The organism is Escherichia sp. MOD1-EC5950 (genome assembly GCF_002965345.1).
Taxonomy (GTDB): domain Bacteria; phylum Pseudomonadota; class Gammaproteobacteria; order Enterobacterales; family Enterobacteriaceae; genus Escherichia; species Escherichia marmotae.
In genome coordinates this window covers 1-357 of record NZ_PTSR01000155.1, presented here as the reverse complement: position 1 = coordinate 357, position 357 = coordinate 1, and the positions used below count along the sequence as shown (strand labels likewise).

General features: G+C 58.8%; 1 protein-coding gene. It reads right to left on the bottom strand.

Annotated features, from left to right (window positions below; translation table 11 throughout):
* Positions 1-177: 177 nt before the first annotated feature.
* On the bottom strand, positions 178-357 hold a 180-nt coding region (gene tnpB, locus BEA93_RS24785), incomplete at its 5' end, for an IS66 family insertion sequence element accessory protein TnpB (RefSeq protein WP_157906089.1).

The following is a 357-nucleotide window of genomic DNA, read 5'->3' as shown; positions in this document are numbered from 1 at the left end:
TTCGCAACCAGCGCCTTCAGCCGGTTGATTTCGGAAGCATAAGCCGCCACCCGCTGTGAGAGCAGGCGGTTGTATTCGGCCATCTGGCGGATGGTGTCCTGTTGCGTCTGCAACAGTGCCCGCAGGCGGGCATTCTCATGAGCAAGTGAGGTGTCCATATCCTCACTTTACAACGGGTTATATACGGATTCCAGCGCGTTCCGTTCGTTTCGGGTGCTTCCAGTCGATGCCCTCGAGAAGCATGGACAACTGAGCCGGAGTAAGGTGAACCTTTCCATCGCGGGTGACCGGCCAGACGAAGCGGCCCCGCTCCAGGCGTTTGGTGAAGAGGCACAGTCCGTCACTGTCAGCCCACAG